This is a genomic window from Treponema sp. R8-4-B8 (genome assembly GCF_054786175.1).
This window is the reverse complement of record NZ_BDHE01000488.1, coordinates 1-21123: the sequence shown is the minus strand read 5'-3', so window position 1 is coordinate 21123 and position 21123 is coordinate 1. Positions and strand designations below refer to the sequence as shown.

Genomic DNA, 21123 nt, shown 5'->3' with positions numbered 1-21123 from the left:
AAAATATCCGGCATGGATCCCCGTAAAAACCTTGAACAACTTTTGGAAAGTCCCGAATTTGCGCCAAATATAGTAGTGAACCGTCTTTTGCCGGCGCAGGAAGGAGTTTACGAGGATTTTCCAAAGGATTTAAACCCCCGCGTCATGGAAGCTTTTAAAAGCAGGGGCATCGGCAGGATTTACAGCCATCAGGCTGAGGTCTGGAGGCTTGCGAAAAACGGCAAAAATGTCGTCGTGGTAACCCCGACGGCCTCCGGAAAGACCCTCTGTTACAATTTACCCTGCCTGCATGAGCTATTGACCGATGAAAATTCAAGGTGCCTGTATCTTTTCCCCACAAAGGCTCTTTCCCAGGACCAGCAGGCTGAGTTAAATGAAATTGCTGGCAGTGAAGAAAGCGGGCTTGATGTAAAAATAGCGACTTATGACGGGGATACGCCCGATTCCCTCCGCATTTCAGCACGAGATAAAGGCAGGATAATCATTTCAAACCCCGATATGCTCCACGCGGGAATCCTGCCCAATCATACAAAGTGGATTAAGTTTTTTTCCCGCCTTAAATACGTCGTAATTGACGAGGCGCACGCCTACAGGGGAGTAATGGGCAGCCACGTGGCAAACGTACTGCGCCGTTTAAGGCGGGTAGCCGAGTTTTACGGCTCCACCCCCCAATTTATCCTGTGTTCGGCGACAATAGCCAATCCCGCCCAGCTTGCGAAATCGCTAATCGGGCAGGATGTCGAATTGGTGGATAAAAATGGCGCTCCCCGCGGCGAAAAAAGAATCATTCTCTACAACCCGCCCTTAGTTGACGCGGTGCAGGGCATTCGCAAATCGGTCATAACCGAAAGCCGCCGCTGGATGATCGCGCTTCTTCGCGCCGGAATTAAGACGATACTTTTTGCCCATTCGCGGATTAAGACGGAAGTAGCCGCGTCCTATGTAAATGAAGACTTAAAAAACATTTACAACGACAATTCCGGCATAAAAGTAGAGGCGTATCGCGGCGGTTTCTTGCCTAACGAGCGCCATGAGATAGAGAGGGGGCTTAGGGAAGGCTCGATACAGGGCGTTGTTTCAACTAACGCCCTGGAATTGGGGATTGACATAGGCGGGCTTGACGCGTCGGTAGTGGCGGGTTTTCCCGGCTCTTTTAACAGTTTCTGGCAGCAGTCGGGCAGGGCGGGCAGAAGGGGAGGTACCTCAGTTTCCGTGTTTATCGCAACCGTTTCCCCCATCGATCAATTTATTATGAATGACCCGCAGTGGTTTTTCCGCAAGAGCGCGGAGGAGGCCCATGTTGATCCTGACAATCCGTATATTTTAACGGATCACGTTAAATGCGCCTGTTTTGAACTGCCCTTTACCGATGAAGAATTGGATAACGGCGGCATTTATGGCGATAATGCGAAGGACGCTCTTGAGTATTTGCAAGAAGCCGGTATTGTGCGCCATACGGCTGAAAAGTGGCATTGGGCGAACCGTTCGTATCCTGCCGAGGGAGTGAGTCTTAGAAGCGCCGGCGCTGACAATGTTGTAATAATTGACGTAACTGAAGGAAGAAACCAAGTAATTGGCGAAATGGACAGGCCGAGCGCGAAAGAAATGATCTTTGTAAACGCCGTATATATCCACCGCGGTCGGCAGTACATGGTTGAGTCGCTTGATATTGAAAACAGAAAATGCCTAGTCCGTGAAGCCGAAGTTAATTATTTTACGGACGGTCTTGTAAAGACTGACATTAAAGTTTTAACGGAAGACGAAAAATTTGTTTATGCGGGAGGGGAAGGAGTCTTATCAGACGTTCTTGTTCGCTCCCAAGTAACCAAGTTTAAAAAACTCCGTTTCCGTACCCATGAAAATATCGGCTACGGGGACATAAGCCTTCCCGAAGAAGAAATACAAACTCGCTGCCTGGCGCTTTTATTCGCGCCCAATTCAAAAGGCGGCAAAGTTCTGTCTCAAATGGACGAGCAGCGCATTGGGGAATCTCTATCAGGCGCGGGGACTTTAATACGGAACATCGCCTCGGTTTTCCTTCTTTGCGACCCCAGAGATTTAGGGATAGCCGAGCGCGTCAAAGACCCGCATTTTGGGGTAAGCGCGCTTTACATTTACGATAAGTACCCTGGCGGCACGGGTTTGACGGAAAATCTAGCACAACGGATTGATCCGCTGTTACGCGCAATTCTTGAGGCAGTGGAACGCTGTCCGTGCAAGAATGGCTGCCCTTCATGCGTAGGTCCGGGGCGGGATAAAAACGCGACTAAGGAATTTTTGAGGGCAGTGGCACAATAAAGAATAAAAATCACAGAGGAGACGGAATTTCACGGAGTCTTTGTACGAAAATCTTTCTTTCTTCGTGAAACTCTGCGTTCTTTGAGGTCAATAAAGAATAAAAACCACGGAGGAGACGGAGTTTCACGGAGTCTTTGCACGAAAATCTTCTCTTCCTCCGTGTAACTCCGTGTACTCCGTGGTTATAAATCTTCCATCCCCGTTCCCTATCTCTTCACCGTGCGAGGCTCAATCCAGTACTCCGTGGTTATATTCTTACTTATTGGACATCACTATTAAACCAGCTAGCGAAAAAAAAAGCCCCGCGATTTACGGGGCTTTGCCTATATCGGTTATCTCTTAAAATTCCAAACAGGACCGTCTTTTATATAAACTCCCGCGGCTTTTTTATTGGTGGTGTAATAAGTTCTTAGACTTGATTCAAATGTCGCCAAATTGTCATCGTGCAAATTTGCCGGGAATGTGACAAGAATAAGAGTATTGGGGAAAGTAAGAGGAGAGGAAGCCGTGTATTTGGCGTTATATCCGCCGATACGCGGGCAGTCCAAATTGTTGATTTTGGTTAATCCTACCAGTGACGCGGGTATATTGACGGATTCCATAGGGTTATTTGTAAAAGCTTCGTCATAAATTTCAGCGACGCCGTTTGGAATGAATAAATCCTTTATTCGGTTTTGATGAAACGCGAAACGGCGTATGGTTCTGACTGACGGTTGTAACGCTATGTCAGGCAATTGATTGTTTCTAAAGGCGCTCTCTCCGATAATTTGAACCGTTTTACCGATTATCGCTCTTTTAAGTCCGCAGTCCTTAAAAGCCCTTGCCCCTATTTCAGTTACCGCGTCGGGAATTACAATTTCCGTAAGGTTTTTGTTGTTTTCAAACGCGCCAAGTTCGTAAACTTCTACGTTTCCCTGAGAGACTCCGCCTCTTATAATTTTTAAGCCTTTTCCTAATGTGACTTTTTCAATATTGTTGTTGGCAAACGCTCCAAAGCCAATTTCGGTGACCGTATCGGGGATGGATACTGATCTTAATCCGCAGTTTTTAAACGCTTCATAGCCAATGATTGATAAATTTTGACCAAAGACTTTTTGCGGGATTTCTACGTTAAGAATGCCAAAATGAATTAAATGGCTTACTCCGCCGATAATTATTGTTTTAGTTTCAAAAGCTTTATATTTAGTAATCGTAATAATGTTGCCGGCTTGCGCGACTTCAAAATCGCTGTCTTTTAACGGCCTGTTATACGATAACAATTTTGTTTGCACTTCCTGCGCTTCAGTGATAAGGCGTTGAGCTTCGATTGTTTCAGCCGTTGATAAAGCGCCCGTATTAACAGCGTGTTCGTATTGGGCTATCGCTTCGGCGTATTTCCCGTTGATAAACAGATCATTTGCTTTTTGAATCGCCTGCCTGGCCTGCTCAGCGCGTTCTTTCTCCGCTTGCTCTTTAGCCAACCTTTCCTGTTCTTGAAGCAATCTTTGCTGTTCTTCAAGCGCTTTTTGTTCCTTTTGCAAGGCCTGTTGTTCTGAAAGGGCAAAAGCTTTTTGCGCTTCATCTCTGCGGTTCTGTATGTTACGGGTATTATATCCGGGAGGCGCGTACCTGATAGCCGAATTGTACAGCGTTATAGCCTCCGTGTAATTTCCTTCCTGATGAAGTTTCTGGGCCTGCTCAAAAGCTTCCTGCATTCTCTTCTCCTGCGCTTCTTTCAACAGGGAAGGGGCCTGCTTGTTCTTCGGCTCAAGTTTAAGAGCGGCTTCAAACGCCGCGACCGCCTCCGCGTAATTTTTTTGTTTCAGATATTCCTGCCCCTGAGCGATAAGATCTTTAGCTTTCTGCTGTGCGAATACCGCTGTGCAAACAAGGCATGCCGTTAAAACCGCTACTATTATTCGTTTTGCCATGACATAACTCCTTAAAATTAGTATTGCTGTAAAAAAAAACCGCTTTTTTAACCTAATAATATAATTTTCTTCTATACCTACCATATATGTCAATAGGTTTTTATAAAAAAACAATATTATATATTTTAATAAATATAACACTTTTATTGAAAAAAAACATGCTTTTGTTTTGAATATTTAAAAACACTTTTAGCTAAACTATTGCCTAATTAATAAAAATACGCTAACATTAAACAGAGGTGTAATATGGCTGAAGACCTTATGGATAAAGTATTTTCTTTCTTTTCCGGCGAAGGGCTGACTGATGAAAAACAGAATATGCTAAAGGGCATAGCTAAAGAATTGAGTCAGAGCAAGTACGCTAAATTTTTCAGAGTTAGAACAGAGGAAGCCGACCCTTCATTATTATCATTTTTATTTTCAGTATATAAGACGATTTATCCCATCAAATTGTTCATGAAAGATGAGCAAAAAATGGCAAAATTGCGGCATCTAACCGTAGAATCATGTATTGACCCTAAAATTAAAGAAATAGTAAAACGGCTGGATACGGCGTATCTTGAATCAAAGCTTAAAACCATGACCGGTGAAGAACTGATAGCGGCTATTCAAGCGGATGTGGAATTGCTTAACACCCAGTTTGATAATGTTCATATAAGCACTGTAAACCATAGGTATGAATTGGCATCCGCCCTAAATCAGCTGGTAAAGTATAATTTTCCCGGTTTTTTCAAAAAATTCGACAATCATTTTGCCGATGGAAGCTTCCTTGTGGAGCCTAAATTCCCCGCGGTAAAGACTATCTTGATAATCGACCAAATAGGCGACTTTTTATCGGCAACCCATGCCCTTAGGCCGGAAGAAGACTGGAACGGGCTTCTAAAAATCCTAAAAGAATGTGAAGGTCAGGATCTTGTCATCCCTGACCAATTCAATAATATGATAAAAACGTTAAGAGAGGTACATACCTCAAAAATTCTTGAATTAATGATTCAATACACCCTAAGAAACCCCGTTTGGCAGTTCAAACACACTGTTTTTAACGAAACAATCGGCGAAGTATGGCTGGAAGCCAAGCAAGGCGAGGCCAGCGCCTTCATTACAAGGATCAATAATGCTAAAAAGGCGAGCCAGATAAGCGCCCTAACCAAGCAGGTTTTTGAATCATCCGACCTTAACAGGATGGAAAATTACACCGTACCCCTAAGCGAGATTTATAAAAGGAAGAATGTTGATTATTACCAATATGCCGAGGGGTTAAATTACCTAAAAGCCCTCATGGATGACTATATTAGCAAGGAAATCAAGGAATTGTGCGATATTTTGCTTATCCGCGGCCAGTGGACTAATAACGCCCTAGCGCGGGAAATGAGCGACGCTTTCCACAGGGTAGAAGATACCGCGTCGTCCATAACTGATTTGGACGTTGTTTTATCCGAAGATGGCGCAGACGGCTCCCGTTTGCGGGCTGCCATGCTCAGAATAGATAGGGATCCGACTCAGGCGCGGTATATAAACAGCATTGTCGGGAAAGTAAACACCGAAGCCTATGATATTATTAACGAAGCCGTTCAGGGGCTTATTATAGTAGGGAAACAACTAAAAAACCTTATTGAGGACGTAGAGAAAAAGCACCCGGAACTGCTTGTAAACTGGAGGGAGATAAATTTGGCCTCTAAAGAGCCTATTCATCAAAGAATGATAAACACCTTTAAGAAGATAAATTATTTTATCCAATTAATGCATTTATGCACTCAATAGTGTTTTTTGGTATTGACTATAAAGTTTTTATATGTTATTATGAGCATGTTATTATTATTAAGAAGGTGAGGTTATGGAAATTCAAGTTCAGGAACTTATCGATAAGATAAAGAAAGACGGAATTAAAACCGCTACGGAAGAGGCTAATAAAGTCAAGGCCGAGGCTGGTATCGAGGCCCGCAGGATCGTTGATGCAGCCAAAAAAGAAGCGGACGAATTGCTTGAACGCGCCAAACAGGACGCGGCCCGTTCGGAAAAAGCGGGGATTGCCGCTCTGGAACAGGCTTCACGCAACCTTATTTTAGCGTTCAAGGATGAAGTCCAGGCGTTGCTTAACAAAATAATCAATGAAAAAGTAAGCGCGAATTACAACGAGGACGTATTAAAAGCCGCGTTACCTGAATTGATTAAATCATGGACGGACAAGGGCGAAACTGACCTCGCGGTTATCCTGCCGGAAAGCGAGCTTTCTAAATTACAGGGATACTTTAATGATAAATTAAAGGACCAACTTTCAAAGGGCGTAGAGTTAAAGTCTAACCGTAAATTGGCTTGCGGTTTTCATATTTCAAATAAAGAGGGTTCCGTTTACTACGATTTTTCTTCTGAAGCCGTCGCGAAACAGCTTTCAGCCTATTTAAATCCAAAATTGGCCGAACTTTTAAAAAAGTAAGAAAAAGGAATATAAAAGGTGGGATCATACTATTATTTTATAGCCCAGCTTCCTTCTCTCATTTATGGGACAAAACCGCCCATGTCATCTAAAAATTTTAAAGAGATGGTTTCGGACCTGTTAGATGACAGCGACGCTAAATTTATGAAGTATCTTTCCTTTGATAACGTGTTTTCAAACGATTCATGTGACTGCGCTTTTATCAATAATTGGCGGAATTGGGAACGCGCCCTTAAATTGAATCTCGCGAAAGAGAGGGCGCTAAAATTAAAGAAAGATATTCCGGTAACGGACATACCCTTTTTTCCGCAAGAGGCGGCTGTCGCGGCCTCTAAAGCCGTTGACGAAAAGTCTCCGTTAGACGGCGAAATTTTACTGGATAAAGCGCGTTGGAACGCCATAGACTCAATTGCAGGAAATGAATATTACAGCATAAACGGCATATACGCTTATTATTTAAAATTATTGCTTCTTGAAAGACGGCAAGTCTTTAACGCTGAAAAAGGATTTGCAGAATATAAAACATTGTACGCTTCCATTCTTGAAAGCGCGCAAAATTCCCCGGGGGAACCTAAATGATTGGAACAAAAGGAATAGTAACAGCCGTAAACGGCAACATGGTTAGCGTCCGTTTTGACGGAATCGTCTCCATGAACGAGGTCGGCTATGTAAAAGTCGCCGATAAGCGGCTAAAAAGCGAAGTAATCAGAATTCGCGGCGAGATAAGCCAACTTCAGGTTTTTGAAATTACCAAAGGTATTTCCATTGGCGATGAAGTTGAATTTACAGGGGATATGTTGTCGGTTGAGTTAGGCCCCGGTCTTCTTGGACAGGTTTACGACGGTCTTCAAAACCCGCTTCCCCAGTTGGCGCAAGCCACAGGATACTTTCTGGAAAGGGGCGTTTATCTTGACGCTCTGCCGGTGTCCAATATGTGGCAATTTACGCCAAAGGCAAAACCCGGCGATAAAGTAGAACGCGCCGATACGCTGGGGACGGTGCCTGAAGGTTCCTTTACCCACCGTATTATGGTGCCTTTTAACCTCTATGGCAGTTACACCGTTTCATGGGTAAAACCGGCGGGAAGTTACAATATCCGCGAAACAATCGCAGAGCTTAAAGATGAAAAAGGAAACGCCGTTCCCGTAACGCTCAGTTTCCGCTGGCCTGTAAAAAGGGCGGTAACTTGTTATGAAGAACGCCTTAAACCTTCAGAGCCGATGGTGACCCGCGTCCGCCTAATCGACACGTTCTTCCCAGTAGCCCGCGGCGGAACCTACTGTATCCCAGGGCCATTCGGCGCGGGCAAGACGGTTCTTCAACAGATTACAAGCCGTTTTGCGGACGTAGATATAGTAATTGTAGCCGCCTGCGGCGAGCGCGCCGGCGAAGTTGTGGAAACCTTAAAAGAATTCCCCGAATTAAAAGACGAAAGAACAGGCCGCTCCCTCATGGAAAGGACAATCATTATTTGTAACACTTCTTCAATGCCCGTCGCCGCGCGCGAAGCTTCCGTATACACGGCGGTTACGCTTGCCGAGTATTACAGGCAGATGAGCTTGAACGTTCTGTTGCTTGCGGACTCCACAAGCCGCTGGGCGCAGGCTATGCGCGAAATGTCAGGGCGTTTGGAAGAAATCCCCGGTGAAGAAGCGTTCCCCGCCTACATGGAATCGACAATTGCCAGCTTCTACGAAAGAGCCGGTATTGTCCGCCTGCGGGACGGCGGCATAGGCTCAGTCACAATCGGCGGAACTGTAAGCCCGGCGGGCGGTAACTTTGAAGAGCCTGTAACGCAGGCGACATTGAAAGTCGTAGGCGCGTTCCACGGCCTTTCACGCGAAAGATCAGACGCGCGCAAGTTCCCAGCCATCCACCCGCTTGATTCATGGTCAAAGTACAAAGGAATTATCGAAAGCGAAAAAGTCGAATACGCGCATGGATTTATGCGCCGAAGCTCGGAAGTTGAACAGATGATGAAGGTTGTCGGCGAAGAAGGGACAAGCATCGAAGACTATGTTATTTTCTTAAAGGGCGATTTAATAGACTCCGTATACTTCCAGCAAAACTCATTTGACGAAGTAGACGCGGCGGTCAAACCTGAAAGACAAAAATATGTTTTTGCCAAATTGTTGTTTATTCTTGGTTCCATATTTACTTTTACGGACAAGAATGAAGCGCGAACATGGTTTAATAAACTCAGGCAAAAATTCTTGGATTATAACGGAAGCAAGTGGAAGAGCGAGCGTTTTGACACCCTTGAATCTGAAATTGAATCGGCGGTAAAGAGTCAATCTAAGGGTCTTGATAAAACAGCCGAAAAAATTATTTATTAGGGCGGGAATTATGAACAAAGTATATAGCAAGATTGAATCAATAACTGGAAGCGTTATCACGGTAAAGGCGGACGGAGTCCGTTACGGCGACTTGGCGGAAGTCGATACGGTATTCGGCACGTCTCTTGCCGAAGTAAACAGGCTGCAAGGCGATACGGTATCGCTTCAGGTTTTCGCGGGCGGACGCGGTATCTCAACAGGCGATACAATCCGCTTCTTAGGCCGCCCCATGCAGGTGGCGTTCTCCGAGAACTTGATGGGCAGGGTGTTCACAGGTTCGGGCAAACCGCGCGATAACGGCCCCGATTTAACTGAAAATAAAATCCCCATTGGCGGCCCTTCCGTAAATCCGTCCCAGCGCATTATTCCGCGCAATATGATCCGCACAGGCATCCCGATGATCGACCTATTCAACACATTGGTCGTCTCTCAAAAACTGCCTATTTTCTCAGTCTCCGGCGAGCCGTACAACGAGCTTCTTGCGCGTATCGCCATGCAGGCGGAAGTAGACGTAATCATCCTCGGCGGAATGGGTTTAAAGTACGACGACTATCTTAACTTTAAAGACACGCTTGAAAATGCGGGCGCCCTTGCGCGTACCGTAATGTTTATTCATACCGCAAGCGATCCTACGGTTGAATGTCTAATGATACCCGATATGTCGCTTGCCGTCGCCGAACAATTTGCCTTGCAGGGCAAGGACGTGCTTGTCCTCTTAACCGACATGACAAACTTTGCCGACGCGATGAAGGAAATCTCTATTATTCAAGAGCAGGTTCCCTCTAACCGCGGTTATCCCGGCGACTTGTACAGCCAGCTCGCGAGCCGTTATGAAAAAGCGGTTGACTTTGATACCGCCGGCTCTATTACAGTCCTTGGAGTTACGACAATGCCAGGCGACGACGTTACGCACCCGGTGCCGGATAATACCGGTTATATTACTGAAGGCCAGTATTATCTCAAAAACGGCCGCATAGAGCCGTTTGGCTCACTGTCGCGCCTTAAACAGCAGGTAAACGGTAAGACGCGAAAAGACCATCGCGCCCTTATGGACGGCATGATCAAGCTTTATTCCGCGTTCCGCGACACTCTGGAAAAAAAGGCAATGGGCTTTATCATGACTCCTTGGGACGAAAAACTTTTAAAATACGGCGTCCAATTTGAAAAAAGAATGATGGATCTTTCCGTCAATATCCCGCTTGAAAAAGCGCTGGATTTAGGCTGGGAAATTTTATCGGATTGTTTTAACAAAGAAGAAACAGGTTTGCGCACGGAATTGATTAACGAATTCTGGCCAAAAAAAGATTAGGGCAGTATGGCAAAAATTAAGCTCACAAAGAATGAGCTGAAAAAACAAAAAGATTCTCTAAAAATGTACAGGCGTTATCTGCCTACGCTGATGTTGAAAAAACAACAGTTACAAGGAGAGATTCGTCTTACCGACGCGCGGTTAAAAGAATTGAAAATATCCGAAGAACAGCTGGACGAATCATTTAAATCATGGATTGGCGTTTTTGGGGAAACCGGTATTTTTATAAAAGATATGTTAAAAATTAAGGATGTGCGGACAAGCCACGGAAATATCGCCGGCGTTTCAATCCCTGTTTTTGAAGGCGCAGATTTTGAAATCGCGACTTATGATTTCTTGAAAACTCCGCTTTGGCTTGATTTAGCCGTTGACCGCATGAAACAGGCGCTTCTCTTGCAAATGGAAATGGATATTGTCGAAGAACAGCGAAGAAGGCTTGATAAAGAACTGAGAACGACAACCCAGCGCGTCAATCTTTTTGAAAAAATTAAAATCCCCGAATCAAGAAACAATATCAAAATAATTCAAGTTTATTTAGGCGATCAGCAGACGGCTGCCGTTGTACGGGGCAAAATCGCGAAGAGCGGATTGGCGGGCAAACAATGAAAAAAAGCCTGATTGATAAAAGCGTAAGGAAGGTCGAGTTATGATTGTACCGATGAAGAAAATATGCCTCTTGGTACAGGATAAATCCCATGAGGAATCTCTTAAAAAACTTCGCGCGGCGGGAGTGGTGCATCTTGAAAAAAGAAATGTTCCTTTAGACGCTAATTCAACCGCGTTAAAAAGAAAGACAAAAGTAGAAGAATCGATAGGCTTAATTCAAGATTATAAAGTTCCAAAGAAAAAACCGCGTGACGCCAAAGTAGACGACGGGCCATTAATAGAACGCAGGCAAAAACCAATCGGACTGCACAGGGGAAGGAGAGCCGAAGACATTTACGGCACGGATGATGAATCGCCGTATTCGGTTGACGCGGTAAAAGCGAAACCCAGGCCTTATCTTCCCGATTTGATGAGTAAATTAGGCGATGATCGCAAACAGATAAAAGAAAAAGAAGCTGTAATAGGCAGGGAAATTTTACGCATAGAAGGATGGGGAAATTTTGACCCCTCAATTATTGGGGAAATATCAAAAACAATACCTCTTTACCTTTATGAATTGCCTGTGGATTTATTTAACCGTTTAGATAAGGATATTCAATATATCAAGGTAAAAAGCGATAAATCTATCGCGCGCATATTTGTTTTTGAAAAAATGATACCCGGCATTACCCCGTTTCTATTACCGCAAAAATCTTTAAGTGAATACAGGGAAGAAATTGAAAAACTTGATCTTGAAATAAAAGAAATAGACGGTGAATTGGAACATTATGCGGATCGCCGTCCGGCATTGCTTAAAGAAATGGAACGGGTTGAATATGACCTTGAATTTGAAACGGCGGTTGCCGGTCTTAATAAAGTGGAAGATGTTCCTTCTAATCAAGGGCTTTGCTGGCTTACAGGTTATGTGCCCGCCGAAGACCTTGGACTTGTAAAAAAACTCGCCTCCGAGAACGGATGGGCGTTATCAGCCGAAGAACCGCCTGAAACTGATGAATACGTGCCGACAAAATTAAAGAACAATAAATTTGTACAACTGCTTACCCCCATTACGAACTTCCTTGACATTAATCCCGGATACCGCGAAGTTGACGTATCGCCTATTTTTATAACATTCTTTTGTATCTTCTTTGCCATGCTTTTTGGAGACGCGGCTTATGGTCTGATTATTACCTCTATGGCGTTAATCGGCATTATTCTCGCGCTAAAAAATAAAAAAGCAGTTTCGATTCCAATAAAAATGCTTTTATTGCTGGGGCTGCTTAACACGCTATGGGGCGTGCTTACATGCTCGTGGTTCGCGATAGACGCCAAATTACTGCCTGATTTCTTAAAAAAGATTTCGCTGTCTTATATATCTTCGGCAAATCCCAATCAGGAAAAAGTAAGTCAAAATCTGCAAATATTCTGTTTTTCCCTCGCGGTAATACACTTGGTGATCGCGCATATTGTCGTAATATTTAAATGCAAATCATTAAAAATATTAGGAGAATTGGGAACAATTGGAATGTTATTGGGAATGTATAATGTAGTGTTATACCTGATTGTCAGCAAAGATATTCATATTTTGCCTGTTTCTATATATTTGATCGGCGGCGGATTCTTTTTAAGTTTTATTTTCTCCTCATACCAAGGGAGCATATTAAAATCGATATTATCCAGTTTTCAGAATATCATTACCGTTGTTCTTGGAGTAGTAAACGTATTTTCTGATATTATGTCATATATCAGGCTTTGGGCGGTAGGGCTTGCCGGAGCGGCTATCGCGCAGACAATAAACGGCATGGCCGGTCCTATGCTTGGCAGTTTTTTAATTTTCGCGGGAATTATACTGCTGATTTTCGGACACGGTTTAAACATGGTGCTTAACGTATTATCGGTGCTGGTTCACGGAGTACGTCTTAACACGTTGGAATTTTCAGGGCATGTGGGTCTTGCCTGGTCAGGCACGGCTTACAAGCCTTTTAAAGAAAAGAAAATTTAATATTTATTAAGGAGAGAAGTATGAATTTAGGATTATTAGGAGCCGGGTTGATTCTTGGTATTGCGGCTGTTGGTTCGGGATTCGGTATTGGTATCGCCTCACAGGCGGCTATTGGCGCGTGGAAAAAATGCTATTTGACAAATAAACCCGCTCCCATGACGCTGCTGGTATTTGTCGGCGCTCCATTAACGCAGGTTTTTTACGCTTACATTTTGATGGGCACTATACGCGATAACGCGGCGACTTCAGGCAATTACAGTTTGCTTAACTTTGGTTTTAGTATCGCCTCCGCAGTAGCCATCGCGTTCTCGGCAGTCTTCCAAGGAAAAGCGGGCGCATGCGCCGCCGACGCCCAAGCTGAGTCCGGAAAAGGTTTTGCCCAGTACGTCGCAGCCATCGGCGTTATAGAAACCGTCGCCCTCTTCACGATGGTTTTATCAATGAACAGCTTACTTTAACACGATAATATTTCACACAAAGAACACGAAGTACGCTAAATGAATGCACGGCGTAGCCGTGTAGATGAAAAATGCCGCAAAGCGTAGCACCAATAAATGTTGGTGTTTACAATAAAAGCAAGGCTGACTTTAGGCAGCCGACAGTGCGAGAAGAACACAAAGAAGAATCAGGGGTTGTTGTCTGAAAGATAATCGTGAATTTCACGATAAGATAACGGACAAAAACCCCTGTTCCCTCTTTGTGATCTTTGTGTGAGGTATTCGCGAATTGATCGAGGAGAGAATCGAACTCCCGACCAGTTGCTTAGAAGGCAACTGCTCTATCCACTGAGCTACTCGACCGTTTGTTCAGTATAAAAAAATTTATTCATAAAGGCAATATATAAATCCTTACATTTTAAGTTTCTCAAGAAGAAGTTCTTTAAATTTAGAAGCGGATTTGTTATTTGGTTCAAGGGAGAGTGAATTTTCGCAATCTGCCAGTCCCTGCGGATAGTCGCCGATGTGGTAGTAAGCCTGTCCGCGCCTGAACAGGCAATACGGCTGATACGGATTTATTGACAGTGAAAGAGTGTAGTCGTCTATCGCCTGCGAGTACTGTTTGATAACGGAATAAACTACGCCGCGGTAATAAGCCGCTTTATACGATTTCTTGTCAAGTTCAAGCGAATTAGTAAAATCTTCTATGGCTTCGCTGTAACATGAACAGGCAAAGTTTGCCATCCCGCGGTGTTTGTAAATGATAGACAGGATATTGTCGTCATTTGGCTTTAACTCTAAAATTTTTGTATATTGGCTTATCGCTTCGTTAAAACGGTTCTGGTTGTGCGCGGACAGGGCCTTAACCAATAAATCGTCAATGGAATTATTGTAATCATGCATTGGAGCATTGTCGCTTTCAATAATGGGAGAAACAGTTTTTGGCTGTTCTGATTCAACATCAAATAGAAGATCATCTGTCGATTCTTCAATTTTTTGATAAAAACTTTCCCGCCTTTTACCCATTTCCTTGCTGTATTTTCTTTGATAACTTCTAATTTCCTGAAAGATCATATCCGCCAAAGAAAGGCTTGCATTCACAGCCGCAAGTTTTCTTTTCATAGGTTCGTCAAACGGGTTTAATTCAGCTTTATAAACAAGTTCGTGTTCAACTTCCGCCCACGCGTCCTGCAGAATGGTGCGTATTTGAATTTCCGCTACGTCAATTCCCGGGTCGCCGTATTTATTAATCAGTACTTGAGGTATTTTTATTAAAAGATGAATTGATTCATAGCAAAATTCCTGAAAAGAATAATGCCCTTTTATTTCACGTTCAACTACTTCAAAGTATTTTTTAATTAACTCTTCAGCCGCCTGTAAATCTTCGATAAAAGGGCAAATAACCCTAATTCCTAAAAGGTCGGTAATTTGAGGATTTACTTCGCCTGTTTTTAAAAGGCGTATGTATTTGGAAAAAAAGCTTGAAAAGTTCTTAATTCTGCCGCTTACGACAGGATTGGAATCCAAGGATGTAAGAATATTATCTGTCAGCACTTTAAGGTCATTAACGATTAAATTGCGAATATCAAGATATTGCTTATATTCCTTTTGTAATTTATTTTTTTCCGGAGTAGGAGTAGGATTTTCTTTATCTTTAATTTCTTCCATTATTGTTATGTTTATAAAAAAAAGCTGTCTGAAAACAATGTTTTCAGACAGCATCTTAAAATAGCCTAATGAGGCTCTATATTATTTTACTGTTGTTGCTGCTGCCGTGAAGGATCACTGAACGGAAGCTCGGTAGCCTGTTTGGATTGCTCAAGATAACGAAGTACCTGATTCTGTCCAAAACGCTCCATTTCCCAAACTTTACGGGCTTCTTCACGGGTCTGGATGATGTTCCAGATCGATTCATCGTTAATGTCGCGTTCGGTATCAAGAACTGCCATGTCGTAAATGATGGCTACATCTTTAAAGTAACAAACAAAATCTCCGCCGTCATTTGCCGCGTCGCGCTGGATAAGGAATCCGCCGAATTTAATATATGGAGTATTAAAAGGATACAGAGGGACAATTCTAAGATCGCGGCTTCTGATTTCCTGCAAATAAGCGGGGTTTCTCCAAATAAGTTCTTGCCAGCCGTCAAACTTAAGGAAGCCCATGAAAATGGTTCTTTCATTTCCCAGACTGTCAATGAGCATTGTTGAAAGGCCATGCGGGAAATTTAGACCGTAAACGTTTACTTTTACTTCCCTGATAACTCCGACATTCTTGATAATGCCATAAGCCGGTTTACCATCTTCCTGAGCTTCAAAACGGCTCTTAATGGTGGTTATGCCGCTTGAGGCGTCCATCGGGGTAATAGTGCCGTCAGCGCCGACAGTCGTACTTTCAAAGGCGGGAATTTCAAACGGGGGTTTAATCATCGCCCAAGAATTGAACGGTTCAATCGGGAAGCGAATCCTGACGCCCATTACAGTGTCATACTCCTTGGATTTGGCTTCTTTTGTAAAACTGAGCGTTGTGTTCTGAACGGTCCTTGATGAAGACGCAAGAATTACCTCCCAGTTTTTAATAGCCAGAGATGTTGTCATAAACTTCTTTTGCTGGGGTGTGAAACTGCCGCCTGCAACATGGGCAAAATCCATCAATGTCTGACGGTTTTGGTTGGGCGTATCACCTGTGTCATTAGTACTACTATTGACATGAATATCCGCTTTCAGGGTAGTGAAGTCGATAAGCACGCCTTCCTCCGCAAACAACGGAACCGCAATCATCGCAATTACGACTAGAATGAGCATCTTTTTCATGTAAAGCTCCTTTAAATCACTTCTTTCAAAAATTTTGTTAGTCCTCATTTTATAAAATTATTAATATTTTGTCAACGACAAAATACTAAATTTTCAATATTTTTGAATTTTCCTCTATTATTAATTATCGGAAAATTCTTGACGGATTGCAACCGTTTCAGGCCAAAATTCTTCAATGTAAACCGCTTTTCCGTCAATGAAAAAACGAACGTCTTTTACATATGAAAAATTCCTTAAAATACCGGCATGGAAGGTGCGAAAGTTATCAATCGTCCTTCCCCCTTCTATGGGCGGCAGGGCGGCATCGGCTGAAAAATCAACAAAAACCACCCCATTTCGGTATAATAACGATTTAAGCCTGGTTCCCCTTGGGAAAAGAGGCAATAAATCAGGTGAAACCGGCCCCAAAAGCATTTCCTCCGTATAACGGATAATATCATCCTCCCGTGATATGGAACGCTTTAGCATCCGGTCTTCAACGGATATAACACCCTCATTAATAGTATAGAACACAAAAGTTCTTCTTGCAAGCCCTAAAATGAAAAATTCTGACAATGTCGCAAGCGCTAAAATAATGATTAAAAACAGGCGGAGTTTTGCTGTAGTTGACAAAAAACCGACGATTGATTTAGCCATCGCGCTTATAGAACCTTTCCTTAATGTTCAAAAATACCAATAAAATTGATAATCCCATTGTACAATGAATCGGTAAATTTATTCAAGCCGTCCTCACTGGTCATAAAAAGCGCGTCCTGCTGGTTGGATATAAAACCAAGCTCGACAAGAACCGCCGGCATCCGGCTGTTTCTTACGACAAACCAGTCGTTTGCCTTTCTGCCCCTGGAAGGCATCGCGCCGCCAAATGTTTTTTGAAGGCCGGCAAGTATGGAATCGGCTAAAAGTATGCTTTCTGTCGTGTATTCTTCTTCAAGCATGGCGTTTCGTATCGCGTTTACATCGGTTGAATAAGTATGTTGGGAAGAGTCTAAAAGTTTTCTGTGTTGTCCTGAAGTTATATGCCAGACTTCATAGCCGCGGGCGGAAGAATTAGCGCCCCAGTTGGCATGTATAGAAATAAAGATTATCGTCTCATTATCCCTTACCGTTACCGCGTTGGCCATTTCAGCGCGCTGGTCAAGAGTTGGGTAAATATCGGTATCCCTTGTCATTAAAATACGTTTGTCGGGATACGCGTTAATAAGCCTGTCCCTTAACGCGAGGCCGGTTTTTAGGGTAATGTCTTTTTCGTAAATTTTAACGGTTTTTCCGTTTACGTTTAAATTCCCTACCGCCCCCGAATCCTTTCCGCCGTGTCCGGGATCGATGATAATTGCCGCGACGCGGAAACTTGACATATCGTTTTCATGCAGGCGTAAAAATGTGTTTTTAAGGGTGGAAACAAAATTTTCCGGAAACACCAAAGTTCCGCCGCTGTTGTACGGAAGTGAAACATTAAAAAGCTCGCTGTTGTCAAATACAAGAAACCCTGTTTCTCCTTCGCGGCTTGCTACGGAAAATGTCCCGAAATGGCCGCCTAAATTGAAACTGCCGTCCCGAAATAAAGGATCCCAGCGGAATTGTACGGATTCGTTTGGAGATATGGATTTTATCGCGTTTAACGTTTCGTCAAGAGAAAAGGCGTAAAGCGAAGCGCTTTGAATAATGAATATAAAAAAAACAAAAAGTAGTTTAAATATTCTGTTATCACTGTGATTTTGAATCAATTTTTTCTCCCAAATTATCAATGTAGTAGACCGCGCCCTGATAAGAGCCGCGAATAAACGCGCTCCAGAACGCCCTGCCAAGTCTTACTATATTTTCGGCATTTTCAGAGGTTACTGGAATGGGAAAACCGGTCAATAATCGCACGGCGTTAAGGGCTTCTTCCACGGTTCTGCCCATGTAGTCTTTAAGGCCTGAGGAGGTGAATTCGGGGAAGGGGTAGATGTGGGGAGTGAGCAGTGAGTAGTGAGCAGTGAGCAGTGGGGAGTGGGGAGTGGGGAAATCGGGGAGTTGGGAAAGAGCGGTTTCTAATTCATCAGAAAGAATAAAGGCATTAGGAGGAAACCCCTTTTCTCCCCCTTTGCGCCTTTGCGCCTTTGCGAGAGGTAAATTCCCATCTTCTTCTTTGCGCCTTTGCGCCTTTGCGAGAGGTAAATTCCCATCTTCTTCTCTGCGCCTTTGCGTTTCTGCGAGAGGTAAATTCAATAAAAATTCCTTAGTTTCCAAATCTGCCGGATCAAGCCTGATTAGGATTGAGCGGGCGGCGGTTTCGGCGGCTTGTATGGCGGTTTCCCTGTTTTCGGCGGAGGCGATAATGTTGCCGCATTTTGTCACGTTGTTTTCAGGGAAGGAAACTTTGCCGCCTTCCGCGATTCGCAGAAAAAAGTCATTAACGTGGTTTGCGGCTTTTGCTTTTTCTACGCCCGCTATTTGTTTGACGGTTCCCGGTATGGAGATAAACGCTCTTTCGGCGCACGTCCATTTTTTAGTTGGGATAAGTCCATCAGGCTTGCGTCCCATAGCCGCGAGAATAGCGCCTTTAATTGGCAGAGCGCCGGAAGAATAGGGGTATGTCCACCCAGACATATAACCGCCTGAAAGCCGCGCCGCTATTTCTCCAATCATAGGCCCTTTTGCGGTCAGTTTAATGTCCCCTTTTGCGGCTCCTATGCTTTCTTTTCCGGCAAGCCCTAGGGCGTGAATTCCAGCGCGGAAAGTGTCAAGAATCGCGGCTTGTTTTTCTTCTTCTATAATAGTAGGCATTGTATGTCCCATTTCAATAAAATAGGGCGGGAAAAAAATGTGCCTGTCGGCAAGGCCGCAAATAGTAATTTCCCCATGATAGACAATCGCGTCTACTGAAAACTCAGGGCCTTCCATATAACCTTCTACAATCGCGCGGCCGGATCTTGAAAAGCCGATGGCGGTTTTTGCCGCCTCGTTTAATTCTTCGGCGCTGTCAACACGGCGGCAGCCTCGGCTTCCCATGTTGTCTACGGGTTTGATTACTAGGGGGTAGTGAGCAGTGAGCAGTGAGCAGTGAGCAGTGAGTGGTGGGGGGGCGGCGTTGCCGCCTTGGGGAGTAAGCGGCAAGTCCTTTGCGGTAATGGTGATGAAAGCGGGGGAGGGGAGATTGGCTTTTTTGAAACATTCGCGCATTCTTGATTTGTCTGAGGCATTAAGGGCGGATTCGTAGGAGATGCCGGGTAACCCTAATTTTTCCGCTGTCCACGCGACATTGGCTGAAAAATCAGTCCCCGCCGTCATTATTCCAATGCGGCTTGTCGTCTTTTGAATTGAGCGGGCAAACGCTTCTATCCCTTCTTTGTCTTTTAAATCAATTTGTTCAAATTGATCCGCCAGGGAAACGCACGGCGCTGAAGAACTGCCGTCCAAAGCGATGGCGTAGAAGCCCAACTCTTTTGCGATACTGATAACCGGCCCCTGCATGACTCCGGCGCCGAGAATTATTAGCTTTTCTTTCATAATTACAGATATTATTGATATTTTTTTAATTCGTCAAATATATGGAAAAAGACTTGTTATGGAAAAGACTCACACAAAGAACACAAAGGGACAAAGATCACAAAGGGGGATTAGGGGTTTTTGTTCGAAGGCTAGTGTTCTGTAAAATACATATTACAAAATACCTATTTGGCAAATATATAAAAATATGAAGAAAAAGGATAGTAAATCATTCATTTTTATCATAATTACCCGCACTTATGCTTTTAAAAAATAAAATCAAAAATGAAATATTTTGTTGCCTGTTTTTTACGGAACACTAGGCTTGAGCCTCACTATAAGATTACGGACAAGAACCTCTGATTCTTCTTCGTGATCTTCTCTTACTTTGTGTTCTTTGTGAGAAAATTTTGTGAGAAATGTTTTTTAGCGTAAACTTCAAAAGTGTCGCCCAAGCCAAAAATTTTGCTGACAGCCATAAACACCCAATACAGCGGGCTTTTTTTGCTCTTTGCGAATTTTCCAAAAAATGGGAAACGTTCCGGGTGGAAGCCGGTTATTACTATTTTTTTTACTTTAAAGCCGGCGAGGGCAAGTGCTTTCTTGCACATTTTTGGTGACCAGATTGTAAAGTGATCGCTGGGACTGTTTTCTAAAAACCTCCGAAGCGAATTGCGCCCGCTAACGCCTGAATATGAAGGTGTTGAAAACGCGAGAATGCCGCCCGGTTTTAACAGTTTTTTTATTTCAGCTAATACGGTAAGGCAGTCTGTAAAATGCTCGATAACGTACCATAAGGTGATAACGTCGTAGAGTGGGGGGGCGGCATTGCCGCCTTGGGGAGTAGGGAGTTGGCAGTTAGGGAAAAATCCTTGAACGGCGGTAATGTTTAGCGTTTCTTGCACATAACGCACAGCGTCCCCTGCAGGATCAATTCCAACCGGCGAAAAACCTTCTTCTTTAGCGGCGACAAGAAACGCTCCATAAGCGCAGCCTATGTCAAGAAGCGCAGAAAAATCCCCTCTTTCCTCTTCCCTTTGTGTTCTTTGTACCTTTGTGCTCTTTGTGTGAAGTATTTGCGAAATATGCCTAACGCGGCGTTTTGCCATAGCTACAAGATTGGGAAAGTCTTCCAAATAAGTTTTACCGTACTGTTTTTTGTACGATTCAAAAAAATACTCCCTCTCGTACTCAATGGGGGGCGGACAGGTTCTGTCCATGTATATTACGCCGCACTTTGAACAACGGCGGTAGGTGCGCTCAGGTAAACGGGCCAAACTGCGTGACGGCGTGTCCGCGCCGCAGACAGGGCAGGAGCGGTTCACTTGTGGGGAGAATGAATTGATTAAATTGGCAAGGGTTGGTTCGTTAGCGCACTGTCGGGGATGTCCAATAAGAATTTTAAACCACGGAGGACACGGAGTTTTTGTACGAAAATCTTCTCTTCCTCCGTGTAACTCTAAGCTGTCCTTTGGACAGCAGTACTCCGTGGTTATATTCTTAATTTGATTAATACTAGGAAAACCTGCGGCTT

At 43.9% G+C, this 21123-nt stretch carries 16 protein-coding genes and 1 tRNA gene; 9 read left to right on the top strand and 8 right to left on the bottom strand.

The window, feature by feature from the left end; genetic code table 11:
* Positions 1–12 precede the first annotated feature (12 nt).
* Positions 13–2298 (top strand): DEAD/DEAH box helicase, encoded by a 2286-nt coding sequence (locus ACYVRA_RS14700; RefSeq protein ID WP_461253479.1) that lies wholly within the window; start codon positions 13–15, stop codon positions 2296–2298.
* A 332-nt stretch (positions 2299–2630) separates the two neighbouring features.
* Here ACYVRA_RS14700 and ACYVRA_RS14695 read toward each other — a convergent pair whose 3' ends face one another.
* Positions 2631–4208, bottom strand: a complete 1578-nt coding sequence (locus ACYVRA_RS14695) for a leucine-rich repeat domain-containing protein (RefSeq protein WP_461253478.1) — start codon at positions 4206–4208, stop codon at positions 2631–2633.
* Between the two features lie 246 nt (positions 4209–4454).
* On the opposite strand from ACYVRA_RS14695, the gene ACYVRA_RS14690 reads away from it, so the two are divergent.
* The 8 genes from ACYVRA_RS14690 (at position 4455) to ACYVRA_RS14655 (ending at position 13332) form a co-directional block, all read left to right on the top strand.
* Positions 4455–5969 carry a DUF5312 family protein gene (locus ACYVRA_RS14690; protein WP_461253477.1) on the top strand — a complete coding sequence of 505 codons (1515 nt, stop codon included), beginning with the start codon at positions 4455–4457 and terminating at the stop codon, positions 5967–5969.
* A 73-nt stretch (positions 5970–6042) separates the two neighbouring features.
* Positions 6043–6642, top strand: coding sequence for a V-type ATP synthase subunit E (locus ACYVRA_RS14685; protein ID WP_461253476.1), 600 nt, complete (start codon positions 6043–6045; stop codon positions 6640–6642).
* 18 nt (positions 6643–6660) lie between these two features.
* Positions 6661–7221, top strand: a complete 561-nt coding sequence (locus ACYVRA_RS14680; RefSeq protein ID WP_461253475.1) for a DUF2764 family protein — start codon at positions 6661–6663, stop codon at positions 7219–7221.
* Complete coding sequence (locus ACYVRA_RS14675; RefSeq protein ID WP_461253474.1) at positions 7218–8978, top strand: V-type ATP synthase subunit A; 1761 nt, start codon at positions 7218–7220, stop codon at positions 8976–8978. The genes ACYVRA_RS14680 and ACYVRA_RS14675 overlap by 4 nt, the downstream gene beginning before the upstream one ends.
* Before the next feature lie 10 nt (positions 8979–8988).
* The gene (locus ACYVRA_RS14670; RefSeq protein ID WP_461253473.1) at positions 8989–10287 is read left to right on the top strand and encodes a V-type ATP synthase subunit B; all 1299 of its coding nucleotides are present in this window, start codon (positions 8989–8991) and stop codon (positions 10285–10287) included.
* A 6-nt stretch (positions 10288–10293) separates the two neighbouring features.
* Complete coding sequence (locus ACYVRA_RS14665) at positions 10294–10893, top strand: V-type ATP synthase subunit D (RefSeq protein ID WP_461253472.1); 600 nt, start codon at positions 10294–10296, stop codon at positions 10891–10893.
* 40 nt (positions 10894–10933) lie between these two features.
* Complete coding sequence (locus tag ACYVRA_RS14660) at positions 10934–12874, top strand: V-type ATP synthase subunit I (RefSeq protein ID WP_461253471.1); 1941 nt, start codon at positions 10934–10936, stop codon at positions 12872–12874.
* Positions 12875–12894: 20 nt separating this feature from the next.
* On the top strand, positions 12895–13332 hold the full coding sequence (locus tag ACYVRA_RS14655; protein ID WP_461253470.1) for a V-type ATP synthase subunit K: 438 nt from the start codon (positions 12895–12897) through the stop codon (positions 13330–13332).
* Between the two features lie 269 nt (positions 13333–13601).
* On the opposite strand, the gene ACYVRA_RS14650 is transcribed toward ACYVRA_RS14655, so the two are convergent.
* The 7 genes from ACYVRA_RS14650 to ACYVRA_RS14620 form a co-directional block, all read right to left on the bottom strand.
* A tRNA-Arg gene (locus tag ACYVRA_RS14650) sits at positions 13602–13674 on the bottom strand.
* 48 nt (positions 13675–13722) lie between these two features.
* Complete coding sequence (locus tag ACYVRA_RS14645; RefSeq protein WP_461253469.1) at positions 13723–14979, bottom strand: tetratricopeptide repeat protein; 1257 nt, start codon at positions 14977–14979, stop codon at positions 13723–13725.
* Positions 14980–15065: 86 nt separating this feature from the next.
* Positions 15066–16121: a flagellar filament outer layer protein FlaA gene (locus ACYVRA_RS14640; protein WP_461253468.1), complete on the bottom strand. Its 1056-nt coding sequence runs from the start codon at positions 16119–16121 to the stop codon at positions 15066–15068.
* 120 nt (positions 16122–16241) lie between these two features.
* Positions 16242–16757, bottom strand: coding sequence for a GerMN domain-containing protein (locus ACYVRA_RS14635; RefSeq protein ID WP_461253467.1), 516 nt, complete (start codon positions 16755–16757; stop codon positions 16242–16244).
* A 20-nt stretch (positions 16758–16777) separates the two neighbouring features.
* Positions 16778–17845, bottom strand: a complete 1068-nt coding sequence (locus tag ACYVRA_RS14630) for an N-acetylmuramoyl-L-alanine amidase family protein (RefSeq protein WP_461253466.1) — start codon at positions 17843–17845, stop codon at positions 16778–16780.
* Positions 17826–19610: an ATP-grasp domain-containing protein gene (locus ACYVRA_RS14625; protein WP_461253465.1), complete on the bottom strand. Its 1785-nt coding sequence runs from the start codon at positions 19608–19610 to the stop codon at positions 17826–17828. The genes ACYVRA_RS14630 and ACYVRA_RS14625 overlap by 20 nt, the downstream gene beginning before the upstream one ends.
* 362 nt (positions 19611–19972) lie before the next feature.
* On the bottom strand, positions 19973–21123 hold a 1151-nt coding region (locus ACYVRA_RS14620), incomplete at its 5' end, for a class I SAM-dependent methyltransferase (RefSeq protein ID WP_461253464.1).

Coding starts and splice junctions, on each gene's coding strand:
- ACYVRA_RS14700 (WP_461253479.1), top strand. CDS start 13: ATGGATCCCCGTAAAAACCTTGAACAACTTTTGGAAAGTCCCGAATTT.
- ACYVRA_RS14695 (WP_461253478.1), bottom strand. CDS start 4,208: ATGGCAAAACGAATAATAGTAGCGGTTTTAACGGCATGCCTTGTTTGC.
- ACYVRA_RS14690 (WP_461253477.1), top strand. CDS start 4,455: ATGGCTGAAGACCTTATGGATAAAGTATTTTCTTTCTTTTCCGGCGAA.
- ACYVRA_RS14685 (WP_461253476.1), top strand. CDS start 6,043: ATGGAAATTCAAGTTCAGGAACTTATCGATAAGATAAAGAAAGACGGA.
- ACYVRA_RS14675 (WP_461253474.1), top strand. CDS start 7,218: ATGATTGGAACAAAAGGAATAGTAACAGCCGTAAACGGCAACATGGTT.
- ACYVRA_RS14670 (WP_461253473.1), top strand. CDS start 8,989: ATGAACAAAGTATATAGCAAGATTGAATCAATAACTGGAAGCGTTATC.
- ACYVRA_RS14665 (WP_461253472.1), top strand. CDS start 10,294: ATGGCAAAAATTAAGCTCACAAAGAATGAGCTGAAAAAACAAAAAGAT.
- ACYVRA_RS14660 (WP_461253471.1), top strand. CDS start 10,934: ATGATTGTACCGATGAAGAAAATATGCCTCTTGGTACAGGATAAATCC.
- ACYVRA_RS14655 (WP_461253470.1), top strand. CDS start 12,895: ATGAATTTAGGATTATTAGGAGCCGGGTTGATTCTTGGTATTGCGGCT.
- ACYVRA_RS14645 (WP_461253469.1), bottom strand. CDS start 14,979: ATGGAAGAAATTAAAGATAAAGAAAATCCTACTCCTACTCCGGAAAAA.
- ACYVRA_RS14640 (WP_461253468.1), bottom strand. CDS start 16,121: ATGAAAAAGATGCTCATTCTAGTCGTAATTGCGATGATTGCGGTTCCG.
- ACYVRA_RS14635 (WP_461253467.1), bottom strand. CDS start 16,757: ATGGCTAAATCAATCGTCGGTTTTTTGTCAACTACAGCAAAACTCCGC.
- ACYVRA_RS14625 (WP_461253465.1), bottom strand. CDS start 19,610: ATGAAAGAAAAGCTAATAATTCTCGGCGCCGGAGTCATGCAGGGGCCG.